The sequence below is a fragment of the Micromonospora sp. WMMD1102 genome (assembly GCF_029626265.1).
In the GTDB taxonomy this organism is placed as follows: Bacteria; Actinomycetota; Actinomycetes; order Mycobacteriales; family Micromonosporaceae; genus Plantactinospora.
The window spans coordinates 4,769,864-4,787,538 of the sequence record NZ_JARUBN010000001.1 but is presented as its reverse complement, the minus strand read 5'-3'; the positions used below and the strand labels follow the sequence as shown (position 1 = coordinate 4,787,538).

The window sequence follows — 17,675 nt, the reverse complement described above, 5'->3', positions numbered from 1 at the left end:
CACCGGCCGGCCCGGTGGCGCGTTGTCGCGGGGACGAGTCTTCCCGCGTGGAGTGGGCAGGAAGTCGGTTCCGTGAAACATGGCAAGTACCCGCTGATCATCACCTTCCTGGTGCCGCCGCTGCTGCTGTACGGCTTCTTCGTGCTCTCGCCGTACCTCCAGGCGTTCCAGATCTCCACCACCAACTGGCTGGGCTACTCGGCCAGCGCCGACTATGTCGGGTTGGAGAACTTCGGCAACCTGCTGCGCGACGGCGCGCTGTGGAACGCGGTGCAGAACAACGCGATCCTGCTGTTGCTGTTGCCGGTGCTCACCATCGCGCTCGGGCTCTTCTTCGCCAGCATGCTCAACATGGGCGGCCGCCGCGGCACCGCCGGGGTGGTCGGGGTACGCGGCTCCGGCGCCTACAAGCTCATCTACTTCTTCCCGCAGGTGCTCTCGGTGGTGATCATCGCACTGCTCTGGAAGGAGGTGTACCACCCGAACAACGGGCTGCTGAACGCCACGCTGCGCGCGGTCGGGCTGCCCACGCCGGCCTGGCTCGGCGACCCGCGTACCGCCTTCTGGGCGGTGCTCGTCGTGATGGTCTGGGCCAACGTCGGCTTCTACGTGGTGCTCTTCGGCGCGGCGATGCAGGCCATCCCGAAGGACATCTACGAGGCGGTGATGCTCGACGGCGCCTCCCGGTTCACCACGCTGCGCCGGATCACCATCCCGCTGCTCTGGGACACCGTGCAGGTCGCCTGGATCTACCTGGCCATCGCCGCGCTGGACGGCTTCATCCTGATCCAGCAGATGACCGACGGCGGCCCGAACCACTCCTCCGACGTGATCGGCCTGCGGATGTACAACACCGCGTTCGGCACCGAGACCAAGTTCGGGTACGCCTCCGCGATCGGCGTGGTGATGTTCTTCCTGACCCTGTCGGTGGCGGTACTGGCGCTGCGCGTCAGCCGCCGGGACCGAATCGAGTACTCGTGACGACCGTCGACACCCCCGCGTCGGCCCCGCCCGCCGTCGACGCCGACGGCCGGTCCGGCACCGGCGACCGGGCACCCCGCCGCGAGTGGGGCGTGGTCAACGTCTTCTCGCACGGCTTCCTGCTGATCTGGGCGCTGCTGACCACCCTGCCGCTGCTCTGGGTCGTGGTCAGCTCCTTCAAGAGCGACGGCGAGATCCTCGCCGAGCCGTGGGGACTGCCCGGCGCGCTGCGCTTCGAGAACTGGGCGCGGGCCTGGACCGAGGCGCAGATCGGCCGGTACTTCCTGAACAGCGGGATCGTGGTGGCCGGTTCGCTGACCGTGACGATGGTCTTCGGCGCCGCCGCCGCGTACGTCTTCGCCCGCTTCGAGTTCCGGTCCCGGCAGTTCTTCTACTACCTGTTCGTCGGCGGCATGATGTTCCCGGTCTTCCTCGCCCTGGTGCCGCTCTTCTTCGTGGTCCGCAACGTCGGGCTCTTCAACTCCTGGACCGGGCTGATCCTGGTCTACGCCGCCTACTCGCTGCCGTTCACGGTCTTCTTCCTCTCCGCGTTCTTCCGGACCCTGCCGACCTCGGTCGCCGAGGCCGCGCTCATCGACGGCTGCGGCCACTTCCGGCTCTTCTTCCGGGTGATGCTGCCGATGGCCAAGCCGGGCCTGGTCAGCGTCGGCATTTTCAACTTCCTCAGCCAGTGGAACCAGTTCATCCTGCCGCAGGTGCTGATGCAGGGCGACGAGTCGAAATGGGTACTCGCGCAGGGGCTGGCGGCGCTGGCGGTCAGCCAGGGCTACCAGGGCGACTTCAGCGGGCTGTTCGCCGGGCTGACCCTCGGGATGCTGCCGGTGCTGGCGGTCTACGTGCTGTTCCAGCGCCAGATCCAGTCCGGGCTGACGGCCGGCCAGTTGAAATAGTGCCGACGGCGGCGTACCGGCGGACGCAGTAACGATCCGGGCCCACCCGGAACAGGTTCGGGCGGGTTGGTGCGGTAAATCCTCTCTGAACGCGGGTCACCCTTCGTCGCGTCCGCCCTGCCCCAATGCCGTCAACTTAGCGTGTCGGGACTGTACAAATAACGGCTGATCGACCGATCAAGGGAGAGACGCCAGATGACAACCGAGATCACCTCGGGGCAGGAGCCGGCCGCGAGGCCGGCGGATGCGGTCACGGATGAGCAGTTGATCGCGATGCTGGTCGATCGGGCTCGTGGTGACGGGCTGAAGCTGACCGGTGAGGGTGGGCTGTTGCAGCAGCTCACCAAGCGGGTCCTGGAGTCGGCGTTGGACGGTGAGATCACCGATCACGTCGGCTATGACAAGCACGACCCTGCTGGTCGTGGCAGTGGGAACACTCGTAACGGTAGCCGGACCAAGACCGTGCTCACCGACGTCGGGCCGGTCGAGGTCCGCGTTCCGCGAGACGCGGCGGGCACGTTCGAGCCGCAGATCGTGCGCAAACGGCAACGCCGCCTGACCGGCGTCGACGACATGGTCCTGTCGTTGTCGGCCAAGGGGTTGACCCACGGCGAAATTGCCGCGCACCTGGCCGAGGTTTACGGGGCTGAGGTGTCCAAGCAGACCATCTCCACCATCACCGACAAGGTCATGGACGGCATGGCCGAGTGGCAGAACCGGCCCCTCGACAGGGTCTACCCGGTCGTGTTCATCGACGCCATCAACGTCAAGATCCGCGATGGGCAGGGCGCGAACCGGCCGATCTACCTCGCGATGGCGGTCACCGTTGACGGACACCGCGACATCCTCGGTATCTGGGCCGGTGACGGCGGCGAGGGCGCCAAGCACTGGCTGCACGTGCTGACGGAGCTGAAGAACCGCGGCGTCGCCGACGTGCTGATGCTTGTCTGTGACGGGCTCGAGGGCCTGCCCGAGGCGGTGGAGACCGTGTGGCCGCGCACAATCGTGCAGACGTGCGTGGTGCATCTGCTGCGCAACTCGTTCCGCTACGCGGCGAGGCAGGACTGGGACAAGATCGCCAAAGCGCTCAAGCCCGTCTACACCGCGCCGACGGAGGACGCCGCGACCGAACGGTTCCTCGAGTTCGCCGAGGCGTGGGGCCGCAAGTATCCGGCGATCGTGAAGCTGTGGGAGAACGCCTGGGCCGAGTTCGTGCCCTTCCTCGCCTTCGACGTCGAGATCCGCAAGGTCATCTGCTCCACCAACGCGATCGAGTCGGTCAACGCCCGCATCCGCAAGGCCGTGCGAGCTCGCGGCCACTTCCCCAACGAGCAAGCCGCCTTGAAGTGTGTCTACATGGCCTTGATGAGCCTCGACCCGACCGGCACCGGGCGCCGGCGCTGGACCATGCGCTGGAAAGCACCCCTGAACGCCTTCCAGATCGCCTTCGAGGGCCGGCTCACCCCGGCCAACAACTGACCACCTCAACAACCAAGATCAGCCGTTAACTTGACACTCCCATCGACAGATCGACAATCAGCCGTGGACCGGGTCGAACAGCCGGCGGTGCAGTTCGGCCGGGTCGGTCAATTCGGGCAGGGGTCGGGCAGCCAGCCAGGCGGCGCCGAGCGCACAGTCGTCGGCGGCGTACCGCAGCGGTGCGTCCGGCCAGCGCGCCGCCAGGGCCGACCGTACGGCGTGCACCAGCGGCGAGTCGACGAAGAACAGCCCGCCGCCGAACACGATCGGCGTACCCGCGTCCGCCGGCCGGATCCGCTGCACGTTTGCGGCGAGCAGCCGGGCGGCCTCGTCGAGGATCGCGGTGGCGGCCGGGTCGCCGGCGATGCCGGCCCGGAGCACCAGCGGGGCGAGCGCGGCCAGTTCGACGGCGGGCCGCCGGGTCACCGTCTGCACCAGGGCGTCGACGGTGTCCCGGGGCCGGGCGGCCACCTCCGCCGAACCGAGCAGTTCGGTGAGCACGAGGGTGCCGAGCGGCCCGGGTGGCTGGTGCCGGTCGAGGTCGGCCAGCGCCTGCCGGACGGCCTCCCGGCCGAGCCAGAAGCCGCTGCCGGCGTCGCCGAGCAGCCAGCCGTGTCCGTCGGCGACCCGGTCCAGGGTCATGTCGCGCACCTCGGCGGCGATGGCGCCGGTGCCGGCGATCAGGATGGTGCCGTCCGGCTCGGCGGTGCCCGAGGCGTAGGCGACGAGGGCGTCACCGACGATCTCGTACTCGCAGCGCAGCCCGACCTCCTGCCAGACCCGGGCGAAGGCGAGCCGGCCGGCCGGATCGGCGAGCAGCCGGCCCGCTCCGGCCAGCCCGATGACGCCGGCCCAGACCAGACCCGGATCGACCTCGGCGAGGGCGTCGGTGAGCGCCACCCGGAGTTGCTCGGCGGCCTGCTCGGCGCCGTGGCTGGTCGGGTTGCCGCCGCCGGCCCGGCCGGTGCCGAGCCGTTCCCCGGACAGCGAGACCACCGTGGCCCGGGTCGAGGTGCCGCCGACGTCGAGTCCCACCACTATGCCGTCGGACATGACCGGCAACCACCTCCCTGTCGCGTGTATCCGCCCGCTCTCCGGCGTCGCGTCCGTCGATCGTCGATCCATGCTGCTCGGTGCGGCCCGGGAGGGCAAGCGGCGGTCGCCCCGGTATCGGGACGACCGAGGTAACGGTTGTGAAAACTTCACCCATCGTCTTGACAAGGAGGGGGCGTTAGTAAGAACTTTTACCACTAACAGTTAACTTCCTTTGCGGAAAGGCGTGCCCATGGTCGAGCAGGAGGCGGACGTCATCGCGGGGACCGCGGTGGTCGACGCCGAGCGCGACCGCCGGGCCGCCGCCGGGCTCTCACCAGCGGACAGCGTGCTGGTCCGGGTCCGGTCCCAGCTCACCGAGTTCACCGGTGCCCTGCAACGGGTCGCCGAGCAGGTGCTCAGCGACCCGGCCGCCGCCGCCCGGGCCACCATCGTCGAACTGGCGGAACGCAGCGGTACGTCCCCGGCCACCGTCACCCGGTTCTGCCGGGCGCTGGGCTTCGAGGGCTACGCCGACCTGCGACTCGGCATCGCCGCCGAGACCGGCCGGGCACACAGCGCCGGCTGGACCGTCGACATCGGCCGGGAGATCCAGCCGACCGACCCGCTGGAGCGGGTGCTCGGCCAGGTCATCGCGGCCGACACCCGGGCGATGCACGACACCGCCGCGCTGCTCGACCTGGCCGAGGTCGAACGGGCCGCCGAGGCGATCGCCGGAGCCGCCCGGGTGAACATCTTCGGCGCCAGCGGCAGCGGGCTGGTCGGCACCGAGATGCAGTTCAGCCTGCACCGCATCGGCGTGGCGGCGTGGGCCTGGAACGACGTACACGAAGGGTTGGCCGGCGCCGCGCTGCTCCGCTCCGGCGACGTGGCCCTGGGCATCTCGCACACCGGCCGGACCCGCGAGACCATCGAAACCCTCGCCGAGGCCGGCAGCCACGGTGCGACCACGGTGGCGCTGACCGGGTTCCCCCGGTCCCCGCTGGCCGAACTGGCCGACATCGTGCTGCTCACCGCCAGCCAGGCGACCACCTTCCGGCCGGACGCGCTCTCCGCCCGGCATCCGCAACTGGTCGTGCTCGACCTGCTCTACATCGCCGTCGCCCAACGCACCCACGACCGGGCCCACGCCGCCTTCCAGCGGACGGCCCGGGCGGTGGGCGGGCACAAGGCGACCAAGGAGGCACGGCCGTGACACGTACCGAGGTGTTGGGAAGGGGCCCTTCCTATACAGAAAGCGATAGCAGGGGGCCCTTCCTTGCACGTAACCGCACCGCTGGCAGGTCTGGGTCATCCGGCGTAGGCCGGTTGGCCGGGCCCGATTCTCAACCGAGGAGATGAAGATGTCCGCAACCTCCGACCCCACGTCGGACCGCGTTGTTCCGTCGGCCACTGCTGGGCCGGACCTGCCGGCGGCACTTGGCCCCAGCCGCCGTACCCTGCTGCGCCGGGCCGCCGCCGCCGGGCTGCTCACCATCCCGGCCGCCGGGCTGCTCGGCGCCTGCGCCACCGGCGGTGACGACGGCGGCGACACCGAGCAGGAGACCGGGGAGAAGAGCGCCACCAATCCGCTCGGCGTCAAGGAGGACGCCGCGCTGGAGGTGATCATCTTCAACGGTGGCTACGGCGAGAAGTACGCCACCGACGTGCACGAGAAGCTCTACCAGACCGCCTTCCCCAAGGCGCAGATCAAGCACCAGGCGACCCAGGCGGTCTCCACGGTGCTCCAGCCGCGGTTCACCGCCGGTGACCCGCCGGAGTTCGTCAACAACTCGGGCGAGAAGTTCCTCGACTTCGGTGCCCTGGTCAACGACAACCAGCTCCAGGACCTGACCGAGCTGTGGGACGCGCCCTCGGTCGACGACCCGAACAAGAAGGTCCGGGACACCATCATCCCCGGCGTGATCGAGCAGGGCATGTTCAACACCGCCGACGGCGGGCGCAAGCCGTACGTCCTCTACTACGTCTCCACCGTCTACGGCATCTGGTACTCCGGCAAGCTGTTCAAGGACAACGGCTGGACCGTGCCGACCACCTGGGAGCAGTTCACCGCGCTCTGCGAGCAGATCAAGACCAAGGGCATCACCCCGTTCGGGTACGCCGGGGCGAACGCGGCCTACTACATGTGGAACGTGATCCTGACCCAGGCCGCCAAGGTCGGCGGACCGGACGTGCTGAAGGCGATCGACAACCTGGAGCCGAACGCCTGGAAGGCCGACGCGGTGCTCCAGTCCGCGAAGGCGTGGGCGGAGATCGGCGCGAAGTTCAGCGACAAGAGCTTCGAGGGGCTCAAGCACACCGACGTGCAGCTGCGGCAGAACCAGTACAAGGTCGCCTTCTACCCCAGCGGTGACTGGCTGGAGAACGAGCAGAAGAAGGACACGCCGGCCGGCTTCGAGTACCAGCTCATGCCGGTGCCGAGCCTGACCGCCGGAGACAAGCTGCCGGCGGGTGCCATCCGGGCGGCCGGTGGCGAGGGATACTTCGTCTCGGCCAAGAGCAAGAACCCGCGCGGCGGCATGGAGTACATGCGGCAGATGCTCTCCAAGGCGGGCGCCCGGGGCTTCACCGAGACCGTCGGAGCGGCCACCGTGGTGCCGGCCGGCAGCGAGGGCTACTCGTTCCCGCCCGGCGTGGCCAGCTCGCAGGCGGCCCTGAAGGCGGCTGGGGCGAACGTGTTCAACATGATGTTCGACAACTGGTACAAGGAACTGGACACCGAGGCCCGTACGGCGACCAACGAGCTGATGTTCGGCCGCGCCAGCGCGGAGCAGTGGGCCGAGCGGATCCAGAAGCGCGCGGACGCGATCAAGGCCGACAGCAGCGTCGCCAAGTTCTCGCGCTGACGACCGGAGTGGAGTGATCATGCGGCAGGGCAAGTACCCGTTCGTGATCGGCTTTCTCTTCCTGCCGGTCACGCTCTACTCGGTCTTCGTGATCGCGCCGTACGCCCAGGCGTTCCAGCTCGCGATGACGAACTGGCGGGGCATCGGGGCGCCGGAGTGGATCGGGTTCGAGAACTTCCAGCGGTTGTTCAACGACGCGGCCTTCTGGAAGGCGGTCCAGCACCACGGGGTACTGCTGCTTGCCCTGCCGCTGATCACCATCGCCATCGCACTCTTCTTCGCCTTCCTGCTCAACGTCGGCGGCGGCAGCCGGGGCGGGCAGCGGGTCGGGGTCCGCGGCTCCGCCTTCTACCGGGTGGTGTTCTTCTTCCCGCAGGTGCTGGCGGTGGCGATCATCGCGGTGCTGTTCCAGATGGTCTACCGGCCGGACGAGTCCGGCCTGATCAACGGGGTGTTGACCAAGATCGGGCTCGATCCGGTCTTCTTCCTGATCAACCCGAACCTGGCGCTCTGGTCGATCATCGGGGTGCTGGTCTGGCAGGCGGTCGGCTTCTACGTGGTGCTCTTCTCCGCCGGCATGGCCTCCATCCCGACCGAGATCTACGAGGCCGCCGAGATCGACGGGGCCAGCAAGGTCACGCTCTTCTTCCGGGTCACCCTGCCGCTGCTCTGGGACACCCTCCAGGTCGCCTGGGTCTATCTCGGCATCGCCGCGTTCGACGCCTTCGCCATCGTCGCGGTGCTCTCCGTCGACAGCGGCGGCCCGGACGGCGCCACCACGGTGCTCGCGATGGAGATCTACCGCAACGCCTTCGTCTACGGCCGGGCCGGCTACGCCTCGGCGATGGGAGTGGCGCTGTTCTTCCTGACCATCACGTTCGCGGCGCTCGCGCTGCGGGTGTCCAAGCGGGAGAGCATCGAGTACTGAGATGGGACGCCAGATGACGACACAGACCGAGCGCCCGACGACCGGGCCGGCGCAACGCAAGCCGGCGCCGACCGGCAAGGGCGGCAGCCGCCGGGTCAGGTCGGAGGTACGACTGCTGTCCAACCTGGGTCACGTTGCCCTGGTGGTCTGGGCGGTGATCGTGATCGTCCCGATCCTCTGGACCTTCCTGGCCTCGTTCAAGAACACCACGGAGATCTTCAGCAGCCCGTGGACCCTCCCCGGCGAACTGCGCTGGGAGAACTGGGGTCGCGCCTGGACCCAGGCCCGGGTCGGCAGGTACTTCGTCAACAGCGTGATCGTGGTCGCCTTCGGCGTCTTCGGCACGATGCTGCTCGGCTCGATGGCCGCGTACGTGCTGGCCCGCTACAAGTTCTTCGGCAACCGGGCGATCTACTACCTCTTCGTCTCCGGTCTGGCCTTCCCGGTCTTCCTGGCCCTGGTGCCGCTCTTCTTCGTGGTGGACAACCTCGGCCTGCTCAACACGCACACCGGGCTGGTCCTGGTCTACATCGCGTACTCGCTGCCGTTCACGGTCTTCTTCCTGGCCGCGTTCTTCAAGACGCTGCCGACCTCGGTGGCCGAGGCGGGGATGATCGACGGCTGCTCGCACACCCGGCTCTTCTTCCAGGTGATGATGCCGATGGCCAAGCCCGGCCTGATCAGCGTCGGCATCTTCAACATCATCGGGCAGTGGTCGCAGTACCAGTTGCCGCTGGTGCTGCTCTCCAACGCCGAGGACAAGTGGGTGCTCACCCAGGGCATCGCCGACATCTCGGTGAACGCCGGCTACGAGGCGGACTGGTCCGGACTGTTCGCCGCGCTGAGCATGGCGATCCTGCCGATGATCCTGGTCTACGCGATCTTCCAGCGGCAGATCCAGTCCGGCCTCACCGCCGGCGCGATCAAGTAGCGCGGCCCGCCGAGCAGCCGCGACGGGGCACCCGAGGGACCGGCCGACGGCCGGGCCGCGCGTACCAGGCCGGGCCCCGATCTCTCACGAGGAGATCGGGGCCCGCTCGCCTGCCAATCTCGCACCACACCTCTGGACGACGGTTGGCTGTACTGTCACCCGGTGCATGATCAGCGCTACCAGTGCCGGTGCTGCGGGCAGCAGCACGAGGGTCTGCCCTTCTCATACGGGTCGGATGCGCCCGCCTACTGGCGCGACGATCTCGCCCAGGACGAGCAGAGCCTCCTTGACGACGAGCTGTGCATCATCCAGGCGCAGCACTTCTTCGTGCGGGCCCGGATCGTCATCCCCGTCCTGGACGCGACCGCCGAGTTCGACTGGACCGTCTGGGTGTCGTTGAGCAGAGCCAACTTCGAACGGATGACGGACCTCTGGACCACGCCGGGGCGGGAGCGGGAACCGTCGTACTTCGGCTGGTTGTCGAGCGAACTTCCGGGGTACGAACCGACGACGCTGAACCTCAAGACCCGGGTCCACACCAGGCCGGTCGGCGAGCGGCCGTCCGTCGAACTCGAACCCACCGACCACCCACTCGCGGTCGAGCAGCGAACCGGCATCACCCTGGATCGGGTCCAACGGTTCGCCGAAAATCTCCTGCACCCCAGCTGACCGCCCGGCTGCGCGCAGATTCGGGCGCTGCGATCGTGCGAGCGGGAAACCGGAAGCTCCCCCCGGGGAGCAGACGGGCACGGTAGATTGCCTGGCCGTGGCCACCAGTGCGGATGTCCGGCGTGAGCTGGCCAGCCTCGCCGACCCGCACCGGGCGGAGAAGCTGACCCGGTTCCTCCAGATGGTCCCGGGCGGGTACGGCGAGGGCGACCGGGCCATCGGCGTACCCGTGCCGGACCAGCGCCGGATCGCCGGCCGGTACTGGCGGGACCTCCCACTGTCGGCGACGGTGGAGCTGCTGACCAGTGACGTGCACGAGGAGCGGCTGACGGCGCTCTTCGTCCTGGTGCGCGGGTTCGACCGGGGGGACGAGGCGGAACGGGGCCGGATCGTCGACATCCTGCTGGCCAACACCGGGTACGTCGACAACTGGGACCTGGTCGACTCGTCCGCGCCGTACATCCTCGGCCCGTGGCTGCTGGACCGGGACCGCGGCGTGCTGGACCGGCTGGCCGGTTCGGATCGGTGGTGGGAGCGCCGGATCGCCGTGCTGGCTACCTTCGCCTTCGTCCGGGCCGGCGACTTCGAGTGGACCTTCCGGCTCGCCCGGCGGCTGCTGGGCGATCCGCACGACCTGGTGCACAAGGCGGTCGGCTGGATGCTGCGCGAGGTCGGCAACCGGGACCGGGCGGCGGCGGAGGAGTTCCTGACCCGGCACTACCGGGAGATGCCCCGGGTCATGCTGCGGTACGCCATCGAGAAGTTCGAGCCAGGGCGTCGACGGCAGTTCCTGTCCGGTGTGGTCTAGTCGCGGCGCCCGTCCGGTTGGCGGCGGCGACGAGTCCGATGCTTCCAGCGTGGGCGGGCAGCGAATACCTTGACTATCAGGTTCCTGATAGTGGGGGTGACGGGATGCGCGTGGTGATCGCCGGCGGCGGGATCGGCGGCCTGGCGTGTGCGCAGGGGCTGGTGCGGGCCGGACTCGACGTCACGGTGGTCGAGCCGGACCGCGAGCTGGGTGCGACGGGCGGTTACAAGCTCCACCTGGCACCGCCCGCGGTCCGGGCGCTGCGCGCGCTGCTGCCTCCGGTCGCGTTCGAGGACCTGCTCGGGGCGTCGGTCGCGACAAGGGGATTCGCGTTGATCCTGCGGGACCACCGTGGCCGCCGACTCCTGAGGGCAGCCGACAGGTCCGACGACCTCGCGTTGGACGTCGACCGGATCACCCTGCGCGAGGTGCTGGCCCGAGGGCTCGGGGACCACCTGCTCCTCGGCCGGAGCTGCACCGGATGGCGGGCAGAGGACGACCATGTGACGGCCGTACTCGACGACGGCGCGACGATCCGGGCCGACGTGCTGGTCATCGCCGACGGAGCCGGGTCACACCTGGCGGAGCAACTGGCCGGCCATCCGACCTCGTACCCGTGTGGTCTGGTCGGGGTGGCGGGCCGGACGCGGTGGCCCGACGTCCCCGCCGCCGCCCGCGCCCTGCTGGCGGACGAGCCGATGCTCGCGGTCGGGCCGGGCGGCACAGGGCTCTTCGCCACCGAGCACGACCCGGCCGGTCGTTCCGCTCTCCGGGCCGCGCGCTTCTCGGCCGCCACCACCGAGCCCGTCGCGATCTGGGGGCTGCTCGCCCTCGAGGAGGCGCTGCCCGAGCGCCCGTCGGGGCTCGACGCCGGTCAGCTTCGCGCCCGCGCGACCGAGCTGCTGGCGCGGCACCGCTGGGCCGGACCACTCGTCGGCCTCCTGGAGAACGCCGAGCTGAGCAGCGTCGGTGCGTTCCGGTTGAACGCCTCCGACCCGGACCGACTGGCGCCGTGGCGGGCGAGCCGGGTCACCGCCCTGGGCGACGCCGTGCACGCGATGCCGCCCACCGGCGGCCAGGGGGCGGCGACCGCCGTGCTCGATGCCCGAGACCTCGTGGCGGCGCTGTCCGGTGCGGCGCGGGGCGACGCGACCACCGTGGTCGCCGTACACGACTACGAGTCGCGACTGCGGGTCCGCGCCGCCGGGCCCGTCCGCGAGTCGCTGCGACCCGTGCGGTGGATCCGTGCGGCGGCCACCCCGGCCGGCCGCCTCGCCGTCCGCGCGGGCACGCCCCTGCTCGCCACCGCCGCGCGCCTGCTGACCGGATGGCGGCGGTGACCGCCCGCGCCGAGGGAGCGGGCATCGCGCCGGGGGACCCGCACACCGCTCCGCGCGACGCGGACTCCGGCGAGGAACTCCTGGTGCTCTGGGAACTGGTGCAGACCGCGCACGTCGCCTCGCGCGCCTTCCGCGCGACCTTCGCCGCAGCCGGCCTCGGCCCGACGCAGTTCGGCGTACTGGCCTGCCTGGCCGACGGCGACGACCTCACCAAGACCCAGCTCGCGCACGCGCTGATGGTGCGCCCACAGAGCATCGACCCCCTGGTGGAGAGTCTGATCAGGGCCGGCCTGGTCGCCCGGGACGGGCCGGCGCGGCGCGGCCAGGCAGCCGGCATCTCCATCACGCCGCTGGGCCTCGACCGACTGGCTGCGGCTCGCCCGCTGGTCAGCCGGTTGAACGCGCCGGAGCGACTCGGACTGGAGACCGGTGAGATCGCGCCGCTCGTCCGGCACCTGCGAGGGATCCGCGACCGGTTGACGCGGGACGGCGAGTTCGACGAAGGACTCTGACACCGGGATGTGGATGTTGTCGGCCATCATGAACGGGTGCCCATGCTGGTGCCGCCGGTCCTCCCGGCCGGCTCGCTGCGCGCCGTCCGCCAGCCCCGGCTCGGCGCGGACGGCGGGCTGACGCTGCGGCCGTGGCGGGTCGGCGACGCCGGCACCGTGCGGCGGGCCTTCGAGTGTCCGGAGATCCAGCGCTGGCACCTGCGCCGGATGGCGGACGAGGCCGAGGCGCGGGACTGGACGGCCCGGTGGCCGGCCCGCTGGGCGGCGGAGACGGACGCGAGCTGGGCCGTGCTGGCGGAGCGGACCGGCGAGCCGGTCGGCCAGGTGGGACTCCGCGAGATCCGGCTCGACCAGGCGTCCGCCGAGCTGTCGTACTGGGTGCTGCCGGCCGCGCGTGGCCGGGGCGTCGCGGTCGCGGCGGTACGGGTGGTGCAGGCGTGGGCCTTCGACCGCCTCGGACTGCACCGGCTGGACCTGCGGCACTCGACTGAGAACCGCGCCTCCTGCCGGATGGCGGACCGGCTCGGGTACCCGGTCGAGGGCACGCTGCGCCGGGCGTGGTGGCACGCGGACGGCTGGCACGACGTACACCTGCACGCCCGGCTGCGCGACGAGGGGTGACCGCGCGGCGACCTCGACGGTCTGGGCCCGGTCAGCGGGGTGGTGACACGAACAGCCCGGTCGAGCACCCCAGCTCACCCGGTTCCAACGAGATGCGGTCGTATCCGGGCGACACGATGGCGCCGGCGGGCGACCTGACCAGCAGCAGGCAGTCCCGCTCGGCGGGGACGCCCACCGCGGCGACGAGCCAGCCCTCGTGCCCGGCGACGTCGACGGAGACGTACTCCTCGGGGAAGGCCGACCGCACCGCGCTGTCCAGTGTGGCCGGTGTGGCCGTGCGCAGGGCCTTGGAGAGCCGGTCGTGCGCGTCGTCCGGCAGCCGCTGGATCGGCGAGCTGCCCGGCTCCGGCGGGACCGCTGCCGCCGGGCAGTCGACCTCGTCGTGGTCCGGGTAGCGGTACATCTGGAGGTGGTAACGGTAGCAGCGGGTGGCCTGGCCAGCCGAGTTGCCGCCGTTGTCGAAGCCGAAGGCCGGCTGGGCGTCCACCGTGACCACGATCCGTACGTCGATCGTGGCGCGCTCGCTGCCGCTGACCCGTCCGGACCATTCCACCGGCACGAGCTGGGCGGTCCAGCCATCGCCCTGGGCCCGCTCGGAGATCTCGGTCGCGGCGATGTGCTCGGCGCCTCGGACACGATTGCGGTAACCGAGGTTCTTGCCCAGCAGTTCCGCCTGCTCCTCGGCGATGACCCGCGCCAACGCGCTGCCGTGCGCCTCGCCGCCGCCGTGCCCTGCCGGTGCGAGCCGGCCGGGTGTCACACAGCCGGTCAGCGCCACCACGGCCGGGATCACCACCAGGCCCCGCCACATGCCGCCGTACCGGCTACGCCGTCGCCGTGATCCGCGACCGTTCCCGGCCGTCGGCGCGGGGACCGGAGGCGGGCGTTCGATCACCTGTACCGCCATTCTGATTCCTCCCCGTGTCGTTCCCGGGATTCTCGCGTCCCTGCCCGGGGGCGGCATCGGTATGCGTACTCATGGAAGTTCCCTCGGGGCCGGCGGTCGGTGTCCGGGCGGCGGGAGTTCGCTCGGAGCCGGCGGGGATGTCGGTCGGAGCGGGCAGAATCGTCGGCGTGCTGGTGGCGGTGGTCGGGGACGAGAGCGGTGACGGAGGTCTGCTCCAGCCGCTGCATCCGGACGGCCGCCCCGCCGGCCCCGTCGAGCGGGTCGCCGACCTCGGGGCGGCGGTCTCGGCCCGGGAGGCGGCGGGTCCGGGGGACCGGCCGCGCTGGCTCTGGGCCTCCACCGCCGCGAGCTATCCCGGCCTGCTGCGCCGGGGACACCGGGTGCGGCGCTGCCACGACGTCGAGTTGACCGAGGCGCTGCTACTCGGCCACGACGGCCGCTGGGGCGAGCCGCGCGGCCTGGCCGCCGCCTGGGCCCGGCTGACCGGCGCACCGGTGCCGGCCGATCCGCCGCCCCGGTCGGCCGCGCCGCCCGGCGACAACCAGGCCGCGCTCTTCGAGGTGGCCTCCGGGCCGCCGCCGCTCGGCATCGACGCGCTGGTCCGGGTCTACGCCGACCAGCTGGCCCGGATCGCCGCAACCCCGCACCCCGGGCGGTTCCGGTTGCTGGTGGCGGCCGAGTCGGCCGGGGCGCTGGTCGCCGCCGAGATGACCGCGACCGGGCTGCCCTGGCGGGCCGACGTGCACGACGCGCTCCTGGTCGACCTGCTCGGCGAGCCGTCGCCGGTGGGTGGGCCACCGCGCCGGCTGGCGGAGCTCTCCGCGCGGATCGCGGCCGCCTTCGGGGTGCGCCAGCTGCACACCGAGTCGCCCGCCGAGCTGCTCCGCGCCTTCGCCCGGGCCGGCCACGACCTGCCCAGCACCCGGGCCTTCGTGCTGCGCGGCGTCGACCACCCGGCCGTTCCGCTGCTGCTCGAATACAAGGAGCTCTACCGGATCTGGACAGCGCACGGTTGGGCCTGGCGGGACGCCTGGGTCCGGGACGGCCGGTTCCGTCCGGAGTACGTCCCGGCCGGGGTGGTCTCCGGTCGCTGGGCGAGCCGGGGCGGCGGCGCGTTGCAGATTCCGAAGGTGGTCCGCCGGGCGGTGCTGGCCGATCCGGGCTGGCGGTTCGTGGTGGCCGACGCCGGCCAGTTGGAGCCCCGGGTGCTGGCGGCGGTCTCCGGGGACGCCCGGCTCGCCGCCGCCGGTGGCGCCGGTGACCTCTACACCGCACTGGCCCGGGACAGTTTCGGTGGCGACCGGGCCCGAGCCAAGCTGGCCCTGCTCGGCGCGATGTACGGGCAGACCGGCGGCGAGGCGATCCCGGCGCTGGCGGTGCTCCGCCGCAGCTATCCGACCGCTTTCGAATACGTCGAGGCAGCCGCCCGGACCGGTGAGGGCGGCGGGCTGGTCCGGTCCTGGCTGGGGCGGACCTGTCCACCGGCCTCGGTGTCGTTGCGGGAGTCCGAGGAGGGGGAGGCACCGGTGGTGGAGTCGGCCGGGGCGGACCCGTTCGGGCCGCGTGCCCGGTCCGCCGCCCGGGCCCGGGGCCGGTTCACCCGCAACTTCGTCGTCCAGGCCACGGCGGCGGAGTGGGCGCTGACCCTGCTCGCCGGGCTGCGCAACGGGTTGGCCGCACTACCCGACGGCTCCGACGGTGGGGCGGGCCGCCCCGAGCTGGTCTTCTTCCAACACGACGAGGTGCTCGTGCACTGTCCGGCGGAGCAGGCCGAACAGGTGGTCGCGCTGGTGCACCGGGCGGCGGCGCAGGCCGGGCGGCTGCTGTTCGGAGAGACCCCGGTGCGTTTCCCGCTGGACGTCTCGGTGGTGGACTGTTACGCAAATGCGGCTTAGCTGAGATTTAGCCCGATTAGTGCCGATACCTGGGTGGCATCCGCTCGTTGGGACCGGTGTGCGCGCGGCAGGGCCGCGCGACCGGGCGGAAGGTGACGGCGCTGAGTCGGATCGCAGGAATGATCATCGCCGCGGGCGGGGGACGCCGGATCGGCGGCCCGGAGGCGTTGCTGCACCAGGGGGAGCGTCCCCTGGTCAACCAGGTACTCGACACGATGCGGGCGGCCGGCTGTGGCCAGCTCGTGGTGGTCCTCGGGGCCGCGGCCGAACAGGTACGCGCCACCGCCGACCTCTCCGGCGCGACGGTGGTGGTCAACCGCTCCTGGGGCACCGGGATCGGCTCCTCGATCCGGCTCGGGCTGGACGCCGTACCGGACCCACGGATCGAGGCGGTGGTGGTGGTTCCGGTGGACATGCCCGGGCTGACCGAGGCGGCGGTACGCCGGGTCGCGGCGCTGCCCTATCCGGAAGCCCTGGTCTGCGCCACCTACCAGGGGCTGCGCGGCTATCCGATGCTCTTCGGCCGTCGGCACTGGGCCGGGATCGCCGCGCTGGCCAACGCCGACGTCGGCGCCCGGCCCTACCTGATGGCGCACAAGGACGAGATCGTCGACATCGCCTGCGACACGGTGGCGGACGGCAGCCGGGCGAACACTCCGGAACTGCTCGCCGCCTGGGGCCTGACCGTCCCGGTCCCGGCCCAACGCGTCGCCGTCTGAACCGTAAGGAAGGGCCCCCGCTTATCGCTTTCCGTAGTAGAAGGGCCCCTTCCTAACGCCCCGCAGCGGCGTCGCCGCCTACACCTCGATGTCGAAGCGGCGCAGTACCGAGGGGGCCAGCAGGCCGGCCGCGGAGAGGATCGAGATCACCGTGAAGGCACCACGCAGTACGACCGTCTCCACCTTGCCGCCCACCTTGACGGCCATCTTGTTCGGGATGCCGATCATCATCCACATCCGCCGCTTGATCGGGATCGGCCAGAGGATCGGCACCCCGTTGCTGGTGATGATGTCGCCCATGATGTGCACGAAGCAGCCGACCCCGACCGCCAGGCCCAGCATCGGATAGCCCCGGTCACCGGGCAGGTGCAGGAAGGTGAAGTACGCCGCCGCCAGCGACACCAGGGTCACGATGACCCAACCGGCCCGCTTCGCCCACTCGTCGAAGAGCCCGCGCAACGCCAGGCCGATCATGAAGAAGAGGATGCCGATCACCGCCCACTTGCCGTACGCGGTGCAGAGCGCCGTGGTGCCCCAGCCGACCAGGAAGGTGAACGGCAGCGTGTGGGTGAGCGTCCGGTGCCCGTTGTTCCGGTGCGGATCCCTGCTCAGCTTCGTGGCGTGGTAGACGCCGAGCGAGATCTTCTCCATCACCTCGGCGAAGAAGAGCGACACCACGCCGAAGGTGCGGGCCACGGTCGCGCCGCCCCGGTTGCGGGTGACCTTGCCGGACATGTCGAGGTCGGGGAAGAGCGCCCCGCCCGCGCAGACCGCCGTACCGACCGCGATCGCCAGCGGCGACTGCTCGTAGCCGGCGAAGTAGTCCAAGCCCCAGGACCCGGCCAACCAGACCGCGGCACCGGACAGCGCATGGGATGGCCCCATCATCGTCGTGCATCCTCCCCCGGGTACATCCCACACGGCTGGCGACACTGTGCCAAACCGTTGATGCCGAGGCAATCACCGTTTGATCCACAGTGCTGTCGCCGTCGTCACGCCGTATTCCAGCGCATCCGTCGGATGTGGTCGAACGCGTACCCGATTCGGGTTGCCGGCCAGGTCACCCCGGGTCTAC

17 protein-coding genes are annotated in these 17,675 nt (G+C 70.8%); 14 read left to right on the top strand and 3 right to left on the bottom strand.

From position 1 onward, the window contains the following. The first annotated feature begins 72 nt into the window (after positions 1-72). The 3 genes from O7626_RS21390 to O7626_RS21380 all read left to right on the top strand — a co-directional run bounded on the left by O7626_RS21390 (position 73) and on the right by O7626_RS21380 (position 3,371). A complete protein-coding gene (locus tag O7626_RS21390) occupies positions 73-981 on the top strand; it encodes a sugar ABC transporter permease (protein ID WP_278062913.1) in 909 nt (302 codons plus the stop codon). 92 nt (positions 982-1,073) lie between these two features. Further along, on the top strand, positions 1,074-1,892 hold the full coding sequence (locus O7626_RS21385; RefSeq protein ID WP_278066246.1) for a carbohydrate ABC transporter permease: 819 nt from the start codon (positions 1,074-1,076) through the stop codon (positions 1,890-1,892). 273 nt (positions 1,893-2,165) lie between these two features. Next, positions 2,166-3,371 carry an IS256 family transposase gene (locus O7626_RS21380; RefSeq protein WP_278066155.1) on the top strand — a complete coding sequence of 402 codons (1,206 nt, stop codon included), beginning with the start codon at positions 2,166-2,168 and terminating at the stop codon, positions 3,369-3,371. Positions 3,372-3,428: 57 nt separating this feature from the next. On the opposite strand, the gene O7626_RS21375 is transcribed toward O7626_RS21380, so the two are convergent. Continuing rightward, positions 3,429-4,424, bottom strand: a complete 996-nt coding sequence (locus tag O7626_RS21375; RefSeq protein WP_278062912.1) for a BadF/BadG/BcrA/BcrD ATPase family protein — start codon at positions 4,422-4,424, stop codon at positions 3,429-3,431. Positions 4,425-4,656: 232 nt separating this feature from the next. On the opposite strand from O7626_RS21375, the gene O7626_RS21370 reads away from it, so the two are divergent. From O7626_RS21370 to O7626_RS21330, 9 genes are all read left to right on the top strand, one after another. Then, positions 4,657-5,619 (top strand): MurR/RpiR family transcriptional regulator, encoded by a 963-nt coding sequence (locus O7626_RS21370; RefSeq protein ID WP_278062911.1) that lies wholly within the window; start codon positions 4,657-4,659, stop codon positions 5,617-5,619. Between the two features lie 148 nt (positions 5,620-5,767). After that, the gene (gene ngcE, locus O7626_RS21365; protein ID WP_278062910.1) at positions 5,768-7,270 is read left to right on the top strand and encodes an N-acetylglucosamine/diacetylchitobiose ABC transporter substrate-binding protein; all 1,503 of its coding nucleotides are present in this window, start codon (positions 5,768-5,770) and stop codon (positions 7,268-7,270) included. 19 nt (positions 7,271-7,289) lie between these two features. Then, positions 7,290-8,198 carry a sugar ABC transporter permease gene (locus tag O7626_RS21360; protein WP_278062909.1) on the top strand — a complete coding sequence of 303 codons (909 nt, stop codon included), beginning with the start codon at positions 7,290-7,292 and terminating at the stop codon, positions 8,196-8,198. A gap of 13 nt (positions 8,199-8,211) precedes the next feature. Next, entirely contained in the window at positions 8,212-9,129 is a 918-nt protein-coding gene (locus tag O7626_RS21355; protein WP_278062908.1) for a carbohydrate ABC transporter permease, read from the top strand. Between the two features lie 162 nt (positions 9,130-9,291). Continuing rightward, positions 9,292-9,798 (top strand): DUF2199 domain-containing protein, encoded by a 507-nt coding sequence (locus tag O7626_RS21350; RefSeq protein WP_278062907.1) that lies wholly within the window; start codon positions 9,292-9,294, stop codon positions 9,796-9,798. Between the two features lie 97 nt (positions 9,799-9,895). Next, complete coding sequence (locus O7626_RS21345) at positions 9,896-10,606, top strand: DNA alkylation repair protein (RefSeq protein ID WP_278062906.1); 711 nt, start codon at positions 9,896-9,898, stop codon at positions 10,604-10,606. Between the two features lie 104 nt (positions 10,607-10,710). Beyond that, positions 10,711-11,946 carry an NAD(P)/FAD-dependent oxidoreductase gene (locus tag O7626_RS21340; protein ID WP_278062905.1) on the top strand — a complete coding sequence of 412 codons (1,236 nt, stop codon included), beginning with the start codon at positions 10,711-10,713 and terminating at the stop codon, positions 11,944-11,946. Then, positions 11,934-12,458, top strand: a complete 525-nt coding sequence (locus O7626_RS21335; protein WP_278062904.1) for a MarR family winged helix-turn-helix transcriptional regulator — start codon at positions 11,934-11,936, stop codon at positions 12,456-12,458. Before O7626_RS21340 ends, O7626_RS21335 begins: the two co-directional genes overlap by 13 nt. A 42-nt stretch (positions 12,459-12,500) precedes the next feature. Continuing rightward, positions 12,501-13,079 carry a GNAT family N-acetyltransferase gene (locus tag O7626_RS21330; RefSeq protein WP_347404868.1) on the top strand — a complete coding sequence of 193 codons (579 nt, stop codon included), beginning with the start codon at positions 12,501-12,503 and terminating at the stop codon, positions 13,077-13,079. A gap of 31 nt (positions 13,080-13,110) precedes the next feature. Here O7626_RS21330 and O7626_RS21325 read toward each other — a convergent pair whose 3' ends face one another. Further along, entirely contained in the window at positions 13,111-13,986 is an 876-nt protein-coding gene (locus O7626_RS21325) for a hypothetical protein (protein ID WP_278062902.1), read from the bottom strand. Between the two features lie 137 nt (positions 13,987-14,123). Between O7626_RS21325 and O7626_RS21320 the strand changes: the two genes are divergently transcribed. Then, positions 14,124-15,881, top strand: a complete 1,758-nt coding sequence (locus tag O7626_RS21320; RefSeq protein ID WP_278062901.1) for a bifunctional 3'-5' exonuclease/DNA polymerase — start codon at positions 14,124-14,126, stop codon at positions 15,879-15,881. Positions 15,882-16,000: 119 nt separating this feature from the next. After that, complete coding sequence (locus tag O7626_RS21315; RefSeq protein ID WP_278062900.1) at positions 16,001-16,600, top strand: NTP transferase domain-containing protein; 600 nt, start codon at positions 16,001-16,003, stop codon at positions 16,598-16,600. Positions 16,601-16,678: 78 nt separating this feature from the next. On the opposite strand, the gene O7626_RS21310 is transcribed toward O7626_RS21315, so the two are convergent. Further along, positions 16,679-17,488 carry a metal-dependent hydrolase gene (locus O7626_RS21310; RefSeq protein WP_278062899.1) on the bottom strand — a complete coding sequence of 270 codons (810 nt, stop codon included), beginning with the start codon at positions 17,486-17,488 and terminating at the stop codon, positions 16,679-16,681. Positions 17,489-17,675: the final 187 nt, after the last annotated feature.